Origin of the sequence: Pseudomonas sp. GD04091, assembly GCF_029836165.1 — a bacterium.
Lineage (GTDB): Bacteria > Pseudomonadota > Gammaproteobacteria > Pseudomonadales > Pseudomonadaceae > Aquipseudomonas.
Map to the genome: position 1 here is coordinate 46750 of NZ_JAOEBG010000032.1, position 8203 is coordinate 54952.

7 protein-coding genes are annotated in these 8203 nt (G+C 63.7%); all 7 read left to right on the plus strand.

Annotation, left to right across the window (positions count from 1 at the left end; genetic code table 11):
* Positions 1 to 72 precede the first annotated feature (72 nt).
* The 7 genes from N7422_RS25450 (at position 73) to N7422_RS25480 (ending at position 8162) form a co-directional block, all read left to right on the plus strand.
* Entirely contained in the window at positions 73 to 1908 is a 1836-nt protein-coding gene (locus N7422_RS25450) for an extracellular solute-binding protein (protein ID WP_279809107.1), read from the plus strand.
* Positions 1905 to 3743, plus strand: a complete 1839-nt coding sequence (locus N7422_RS25455) for an extracellular solute-binding protein (protein WP_279809108.1) — start codon at positions 1905 to 1907, stop codon at positions 3741 to 3743. Before N7422_RS25450 ends, N7422_RS25455 begins: the two co-directional genes overlap by 4 nt.
* Before the next feature lies 1 nt (position 3744).
* A complete protein-coding gene (locus N7422_RS25460; protein ID WP_279809109.1) occupies positions 3745 to 4818 on the plus strand; it encodes a microcin C ABC transporter permease YejB in 1074 nt (357 codons plus the stop codon).
* Position 4819: 1 nt separating this feature from the next.
* Positions 4820 to 5839, plus strand: a complete 1020-nt coding sequence (locus tag N7422_RS25465; RefSeq protein ID WP_279809110.1) for an ABC transporter permease — start codon at positions 4820 to 4822, stop codon at positions 5837 to 5839.
* A 1-nt stretch (position 5840) separates the two neighbouring features.
* A complete protein-coding gene (locus N7422_RS25470) occupies positions 5841 to 7445 on the plus strand; it encodes an ABC transporter ATP-binding protein (protein WP_279809111.1) in 1605 nt (534 codons plus the stop codon).
* Between the two features lie 173 nt (positions 7446 to 7618).
* Positions 7619 to 7864, plus strand: coding sequence for a hypothetical protein (locus N7422_RS25475; RefSeq protein ID WP_279809112.1), 246 nt, complete (start codon positions 7619 to 7621; stop codon positions 7862 to 7864).
* Between the two features lie 148 nt (positions 7865 to 8012).
* On the plus strand, positions 8013 to 8162 hold the full coding sequence (locus N7422_RS25480) for a hypothetical protein (protein WP_279809113.1): 150 nt from the start codon (positions 8013 to 8015) through the stop codon (positions 8160 to 8162).
* Positions 8163 to 8203: the final 41 nt, after the last annotated feature.

An 8203-nucleotide genomic window follows, 5' to 3' on the forward strand; every position in this document is an offset into this window, starting at 1 on the left:
CCTTTTTCCATTCCAGACAAGCTGTTACTGTACCCCGAACCAAGCCCAACGCCCCCTGGATCGGATGCCGACTTGATACGTCCCCTCCTGCTGTCTCTCAGCCTGGCCTTGAGCTTCCCCGCCGTCGCGATGGTGAGCGAAAGCCACGGATACGCGCAGTTCGGCACGCTCAAGTACCCCGCCAGCTTCACCCACTTCGACTGGGTCAACCCGCAAGCCCCCAAGGGCGGCACCTTGCGGGCCATGGCCTTCGGCACCTTCGATACGCTCAACCCCTACACCTTCAAGGGATCGAGCCCGGTCACCACGCCCAACTTCCTGCAGTACGGCATCAACGAACTCAACGAGCCGCTGATGGTCGGCACCGGCATGTACGACCCGTCCGGCGACGAACCCACCTCCAGCTACGGCCTGATCGCCCGCTCCGTCGAGTACAGCGAGGACCGTAGCTGGGTAGTGTTCAACCTGCGCCCCGAGGCGCGCTTCCACGACGGCGTGCCGATCACCTCGGCCGATGTCGCCTTCAGCTACCGGACCCTGCTCAAGGACGGCCATCCGATCTACCGCACCAACCTGCAGGAAGTCGCCCGCGTCGATATCCTCGGCCCGCTGCGCATCCGCTTCGTCTTCAAGCGCGCCGGCAACCCGCTGCTGATCCTGCGCCTGGGCGAGATGCCGGTGCTGCCCAAGCACTATTGGGCAAAACGCGACTTCAAGGCCACCACCTTCGACCCGCCGCTGGGCAGCGGCCCCTACCGCATCACCGAGGTGCAACCGGGCCGGCGCCTGGTGTTCGAACGGGTGAAGAACTATTGGGGCAAGGACCTGGCCGTGAACCGCGGCAAGTACAACTTCAAGCGCGTCGAATACGAGTTCTACCGTGACGCCACCGTGGCCTTCGAAGCCTTCAAGGCCGGTGAGTTCGACATCTATATCGAGCACCAGGCCAAGAACTGGGCCAACGGCTACCACTTCCCCGCCGTGCGCCGCGGCGAAGTGATCAAGGCTCAGATCCCGCACAAGATCCCGACACAGACCCAAGGCCTGTTCATGAACAGCCGCCGCGCCGCCTTCAGCGACCCCCGGGTACGCCAGGCGCTGGGCCTGATGCTCGACTTCGAATGGACCAACCGCGCGCTGTTCAACGGCGCCTATCGCCGCGCCACCAGCTACTACCCCAACAGCGAGTTCACTGCCAGCGGCCTGCCCACCGGCAAGGAATGGCTGCTGCTCAAGCCGTTCCGCGATCAGTTGCCCGAAAAGCTGTTCACCCAGCCCTACCAGGTCAGCCACACCGACGGCAGCGGCATCAGCCGCCAGGCCCTGCGCCAGGCCCTCGACCTGTTCGCCCAGGCCGGCTGGAAGCTCAGCGGCCAGCGTCTGGTCGACAGCAAGGGCCAACAGTTGCGCATGGAACTGCTGCTGGTGAACCCCAACCTCGAACGCATCCTGCAACCTTATGTCGAAAATCTGGCCAGCATCGGTATCGATGCGCGCTTGCGCACCGTGGACCGCGCCCAGTACAAACAACGCCTCGACCAGTTCGACTTCGACATGATCCTGATGACCCTGAACCAGACCCTGAGCCCGGGCCTCGAACAGTGGCTGTATTTCCATTCCAGCCAGGCCACCACCAAGGGCAGCAAGAACTATGCTGGCGTGAAGGACCCGGTGGTCGACCACCTGCTCGACACCCTGCTCGCCGCCCGCAGCCGTGACGACCAGGTCGCCGCCGCTCGCGCCCTGGACCGCGTGCTCTCATGGCAGTACTACATGATCCCCAACTGGTACCTCGACAATCACCGCCTGGCCTACCGCAACCGGTTCGCCTTCGTCGCCACGCCGCCCTACACCCTCGGGCTGAACAGCTGGTGGATCAAGAAGACTTCGGAGAAAGCCAAGAAATGATGCCAACCCAACGTCTGCGCCAGTTGGCCGGCGGCCTGCTGCTGGCCTGCCTCACGCTCCCGGCGCTGGCCGCCCCGCAGCACGCCCTGACCCTGTACGACGAGCCGCCGAAGTACCCGGCCAACTTCAAGCACTTCGAATACGTCAACCCCGACGCGCCCAAGGGTGGCACCTTCCGCCAGTCCAGCTTCGGCGGCTTCGACAGCCTCAACCCCTTCATCAACAAGGGCGTGGCCGCCGAGAACATCGGCAGCATCTACGACACCCTGATGCGCCAGAGCCTGGACGAGCCGTTCACCGAATACGGCCTGGTGGCCGGCAAGATCGAAAAGGCTCCGGACAACAGCTGGGTACGCTTCTACCTGCGCCCCGAAGCGCGCTTCCACGACGGCCACCCGATGCGCGCCGAGGACGTGGTGTTCACCTTCAATGCCCTGATCAAGGACGGCGCGCCGCTGTACCGTCAGTACTACGCCGACGTCGCCGAGGTGGTCGCCGAAGACCCGCTCAAGGTGCTGTTCAAGTTCAAGCACAACAACAACCGCGAGCTGCCGCTGATCCTCGGCCAGCTGCCGGTGCTACCCAAGCACTGGTACCAAGACCGCGACTTCAACCGCGGCAACCTGGAAATCCCCTTGGGCAGTGGCCCGTACAAGGTCGCCGAAGTGAAGGCCGGTCGCTCGATCCGCTACGAGCGGGTCAAGGACTACTGGGCCAAGGACCTGCCGATCAACCGCGGCTTCTACAACTTCGACGTGATGACCTTCGACTCGTACCGCGACAATACCGTCGCCCTCGAAGCGCTCAAGGCCGGGCAGTTCGACTACGCCCTGGAAGTCAGCGCGAAGAACTGGGCCACCGCCTACGACGTGCCCGCCGTGCGCGACGGCCGCCTGATCAAGGAAGAGATCCCCAACGGCAACCCGGTAGGCATGCAGGGCTTCATCTTCAACCTGCGCAAGCCGGTGTTCCAGGACATCCGCGTGCGTCATGCCATCAGCCTGCTGATGGACTTCGAATGGACCAACAAGCAGCTGTTCAACGGCGCCTACACCCGCACCGACAGCTACTTCGAAAACTCCGAGATGGCCGCCAGCGGCCTGCCCTCGCCAACCGAGCTGAAGATCCTCGAACCACTGCGCGGCAAAGTGCCCGACGAGGTGTTCAACGGCGCCTTCCGCAACCCCGTCACCGACGCCAGCGGCATGATCCGCGACCAGCAGCGCCAGGCCTACAAGCTGCTGCAGGAAGCCGGCTGGAAGATCGTCGACGACAAGATGGTCGACAAGGACGGCAAGCCGGTGACCATCGAGTTCCTGCTGGCCCAGACCCAATTCGAGCGCGTGCTGCTGCCCTTCAAGCGCAACCTCGCGGACCTGGGCATCAACTTCGAGATCCGCCGCGTGGACGTGTCGCAGTACATCACCCGCCTGCGCTCGCGCGACTTCGACATGATCGTCGGCGGCTTCCCGCAGTCCAACTCCCCCGGTAACGAGCAGCGCGAGTTCTGGTCCAGCACCGCCGCCGACAACCCCGGCAGCCGCAACTTCATCGGCCTGCGCGATCCTGCCATCGACCAGCTGGTGGAAGAACTGATCAACGCCGACTCGCGCCAGAGCCTGATCGACCACTGCCGTGCGCTGGACCGAGTGCTGCTGTGGGGCTACTACGTGATCCCCAACTGGCACATCAAGACCTCCCGCGTGGCGTACTGGAACCACATCGGCCACCCCGCCGTACCGCCCAAGTACGACATCGGCATCGACACCTGGTGGATCAAGCCCGACGTGACCCCGTCGGTGAGCGAAACCCCGGTCACGGAAGAGGCCAACTGACATGCTGGCCTATATCCTGCGGCGCCTGCTGCTGATCATCCCCACGCTGTTCGGCATCCTGATCATCAACTTCATCATCGTCCAGGCCGCACCCGGCGGCCCGGTCGAGCAGATGATCGCCAAGCTCGAAGGCTTCGATGGCGCCACCAGCCGCATCGCCGGCGGCGGCGCCGAAGTGTCGGTGGCCGGCTCCAACTACCGTGGCGCGCAAAGCCTGGACCCGGCGCTGATCGCCGAGATCGAGCGCATGTACGGCTTCGACAAGTCGGCGCCAGAGCGGCTGTGGATCATGGTCAAGAACTACGCCCAGCTGGACTTTGGCAACAGCTTCTTCCGCGATGCCAAGGTCATCGACCTGATTGCCGAGAAGATGCCCGTATCCATCTCGCTGGGGCTGTGGAGCACGCTGATCATGTACCTGGTGTCGATCCCCCTGGGGATCGCCAAGGCCGTGCGCCACGGCAGCCATTTCGACGTCTGGACCAGCTCGGCGATCATCGTCGGCTACGCCATCCCCGCGTTCCTGTTCGCCATTTTGCTGATCGTGCTGTTCGCCGGCGGCAGCTACTTCGACTGGTTCCCGCTGCGCGGGCTGACCTCCAACAACTTCGACGAGCTCAGTGCCACCGGCAAGGTGCTCGACTACTTCTGGCACCTGGTGCTGCCGATCACCGCGCTGGTGATCGGCAACTTCGCCACCATGACCCTGCTGACCAAGAACAGCTTCCTCGACGAGATCAACAAGCAGTACGTGGTCACCGCCAAGGCCAAGGGCCTGAGCCGCACCCGCGTGCTCTACGGCCACGTGTTCCGCAATGCCATGCTGCTGGTGATCGCCGGCTTCCCCTCGGCGTTCATCGGCATCTTCTTCACCGGCTCCCTGCTGATCGAGGTGATCTTCAGCCTCGACGGCCTTGGCCTGATGAGTTTCGAAGCGGCGATCAACCGCGATTACCCGGTGGTGTTCGGCACCTTGTTCATCTTCACCCTGCTTGGCCTGGTGGTGAAGCTGATCGGCGACCTCACCTACACCCTGGTCGATCCGCGTATCGACTTCGCCAGCCGGGAGCACTGACATGGCCCTCTCTCCCCTCAATCGCCGGCGCTTCGAGCGCTTCAAGGCCAACCGTCGCGGCTGGTGGTCGCTGTGGATCTTCCTGGTGTTGTTCGTGCTGAGCCTGGGCGCCGAGCTGATCGCCAACGACAAGCCGATTGCCGTGCGCTACGACGGCGAATGGTACTTCCCCGCCTTCAAGCGCTACCCGGAGACGACCTTCGGCGGCGAGTTCCCGCTGGAGGCCAACTACAAGAGCCCGTACATCCGCGAGCTGATGGAGAAGAAAGACGCCTTCGTGCTGTGGGCGCCGATCCCCTACAGCTACCAGAGCATCAACTACGACCTGAAGGTACCCGCCCCCGCGCCGCCCTCCAGCGACAACCTGCTCGGTACCGACGACCAGGGCCGCGACGTGCTGGCCCGAGTGATCTATGGCTTTCGCATCTCGGTGCTGTTCGCCCTGACCCTGACCATCGCCAGCTCCATCGTCGGCGTGATCGCCGGCGCCCTGCAGGGCTTCTACGGCGGCTGGGTGGACCTGGCCGGGCAGCGCTTTCTGGAGATCTGGTCCGGCCTGCCGGTGCTGTACCTGCTGATCATCCTTGCCAGCTTCGTGCAGCCCAACTTCTGGTGGTTGCTGGGCATCATGCTGCTGTTCTCGTGGATGAGCCTGGTGGACGTGGTGCGCGCCGAGTTCCTGCGCGGGCGCAACCTCGAATACGTACGCGCCGCCCGCGCCTTGGGGATGAGCAACGGCCCGATCATGTACCGCCACATCCTGCCCAACGCCATGATCTCGACCATGACCTTCATGCCGTTCATCCTCACCGGCGCCATCGGCACCCTCACCGCCCTGGACTTCCTCGGCTTCGGCCTGCCCGCCGGCTCACCGTCGCTGGGTGAGCTGGTGGCCCAGGGCAAGTCCAACCTGCAAGCCCCGTGGCTGGGCATCAGCGCCTTCGCCGTGCTGGCGGTGATGCTGAGCCTGCTGGTATTCATCGGCGAATCCGCCCGCGACGCCTTCGACCCGAGGAAATGACATGAGCCAAGACACCCTGATCGAAGTCCGCGACCTGGCGGTGGAGTTCCTCACCGGCGAGCAGGTCAACCGCGTGGTCGACGGCATCAGCTTCGACATCCGCAAGGGCGAGACCCTGGCCCTGGTCGGCGAAAGCGGCTCGGGCAAGTCGGTGACCGCCCACTCGATCCTGCGCCTGCTGCCCTACCCCCTGGCCCGGCATCCTTCCGGCACCATCCATTACGAAGGCAAGGACTTGCTGCACCTGGGCGAGAAGCCCATGCAGCGGATTCGCGGCAACCGCATCGCGATGATCTTCCAAGAGCCGATGACCTCGCTGAACCCGCTGCACAGCATCGAGAAGCAGATCAACGAGATCCTGTTGCTGCACAAGGGCCTGACCGGAAAGGAAGCTACCGCACGCACCCTGGAGCTGCTGGAGCTGGTCGGTATTCCCGAGCCGCACAAGCGCCTGAAAGCCCTGCCCCACGAACTGTCCGGCGGCCAGCGCCAACGCGTGATGATCGCCATGGCCCTGGCCAACGAGCCTGAACTGCTGATCGCCGACGAGCCCACCACGGCGCTCGACGTGACCGTGCAGTTGAAGATTCTCGACCTGCTCAAGGAGCTGCAGGCGCGCCTTGGCATGGCCCTGCTGCTGATCAGCCACGACCTCAACCTGGTACGCCGCATCGCCCACCGCGTGTGCGTGATGCAGTGCGGCAAGATCGTCGAGCAGGCCGACTGCGCCACGCTGTTCAGCAAGCCGCAGCATCCGTATACGCAGATGCTGATCAATGCCGAGCCCAGCGGCGCGCCCGCCGCGAACGCCGAAGGGGCGCCGTTGCTGGAGGTGAAGGACCTGAAGGTGTGGTTCCCGATCAAGAAGGGGCTGCTGCGCCGGACCGTGGACCATGTGAAGGCCGTGGATGGGGTGAATTTCAGCCTGCCTCAGGGGCAGACGCTGGGGATCGTTGGCGAGAGTGGATCGGGCAAGTCGACCTTGGGGTTGGCCATCTTGCGGTTGATTTCCAGCCAGGGTGGCATTCGCTTCCATGGGCAGAATCTTGAAGGGCTGAACCAGAAGGCCGTGCGGCCGCTGCGGCGGGAGATGCAGGTGGTGTTTCAGGACCCCTTTGGCAGCCTGAGCCCGCGCATGTGCGTGGCGGATATCGTGGGCGAGGGGCTACGGATTCACAAGATCGGCACGCCGGCTGAGCAGGAAGCGGCGATTATTGCGGCGCTGGAGGAAGTGGGGCTGGATCCGCGGACGCGGCATCGGTATCCCCATGAGTTTTCTGGGGGGCAGCGGCAGCGGATTGCGATTGCTCGGGCGTTGGTGTTGAAGCCAGCGTTGATTTTGCTGGATGAGCCGACCTCGGCGCTGGATCGGACGGTGCAGCGGCAGGTGGTTGAGTTGCTGCGGAATTTGCAGGTTAAGTACAACCTGACTTATCTGTTCATCAGTCATGACCTGGCGGTGGTCAAGGCGTTGAGTCATCAGTTGATGGTGATCAAGCATGGGCAGGTGGTGGAACAGGGGGATGCTGGGGCTATATTTCATGAGCCGAAGCATGGGTATACGAGGCAGTTGTTGGAGGCGGCGTTTTTAGAGGTAGAGCACTGAGATCGCCGAGGCACTGCTTGCACGCAGCACCTTGGGCCGCGAAAGGCGTGCGAGGCGGTCATGACTTGCGCATCAAGCTAGTATTGCCAGGGCCGCTCTGCGGCCCTTTCGCGGCACAAGGCCGCTCCTGTTTGACAGCAGGCAGCTGGCCGCCCTTCGAAAGGAACAAGTTCATGCTGAAGATTGTTCCCGACCCACCCCACAACCACCACTCCCTCGAAGACACCATCATCCAGGCCACGGAGTACGCCCTGTGCGCGCAGACCGTGGCGCATCAGGCTGTTCTGCTGCATCCCAAGTCGCCCGTGTCGGCTCTGGTCATGGCCGCGATGCATGAAATGGAAGCGCTGCGGGTGCTGCTCGAATCGGCGTTGATTCAGGTGCAGATGCCGCAGGTGGAGCCTCGGACATTGCACTAGGGCTTTAGCCATGGGTTGCCTGGGCTGGCCTCATCGCCGGCAAGCCGGCTCCCACAGGGGAGCGGCGTGGCTGCGCGGCAGATGCTGTGTAGCTGATTGCTGGACTACCTGCTCGCCCAGGCACCGATCATTTCAGGGAGATTGAGCCATGAGCACAGACGACACCACGCCCCACACCACCGTGGGCAAGACCAAGTTCTACCAGGGTGGAACGCGCAGTGCCGTGACCCCCGCCCTGATCGCCGCTGCATGGGTTGGGGATGAAGCACTGACCTCTGGATACATGCAGGCTCTGTAGGAGCGGCCTTGTGTCGCGAAAGGGCCGCAAAGCGGCCCCCG

Coding starts and splice junctions, on each gene's coding strand:
- N7422_RS25475 (WP_279809112.1), top strand. CDS start 7,619: ATGCTGAAGATTGTTCCCGACCCACCCCACAACCACCACTCCCTCGAA.
- N7422_RS25455 (WP_279809108.1), top strand. CDS start 1,905: ATGATGCCAACCCAACGTCTGCGCCAGTTGGCCGGCGGCCTGCTGCTG.
- N7422_RS25460 (WP_279809109.1), top strand. CDS start 3,745: ATGCTGGCCTATATCCTGCGGCGCCTGCTGCTGATCATCCCCACGCTG.
- N7422_RS25480 (WP_279809113.1), top strand. CDS start 8,013: ATGAGCACAGACGACACCACGCCCCACACCACCGTGGGCAAGACCAAG.
- N7422_RS25465 (WP_279809110.1), top strand. CDS start 4,820: ATGGCCCTCTCTCCCCTCAATCGCCGGCGCTTCGAGCGCTTCAAGGCC.
- N7422_RS25470 (WP_279809111.1), top strand. CDS start 5,841: ATGAGCCAAGACACCCTGATCGAAGTCCGCGACCTGGCGGTGGAGTTC.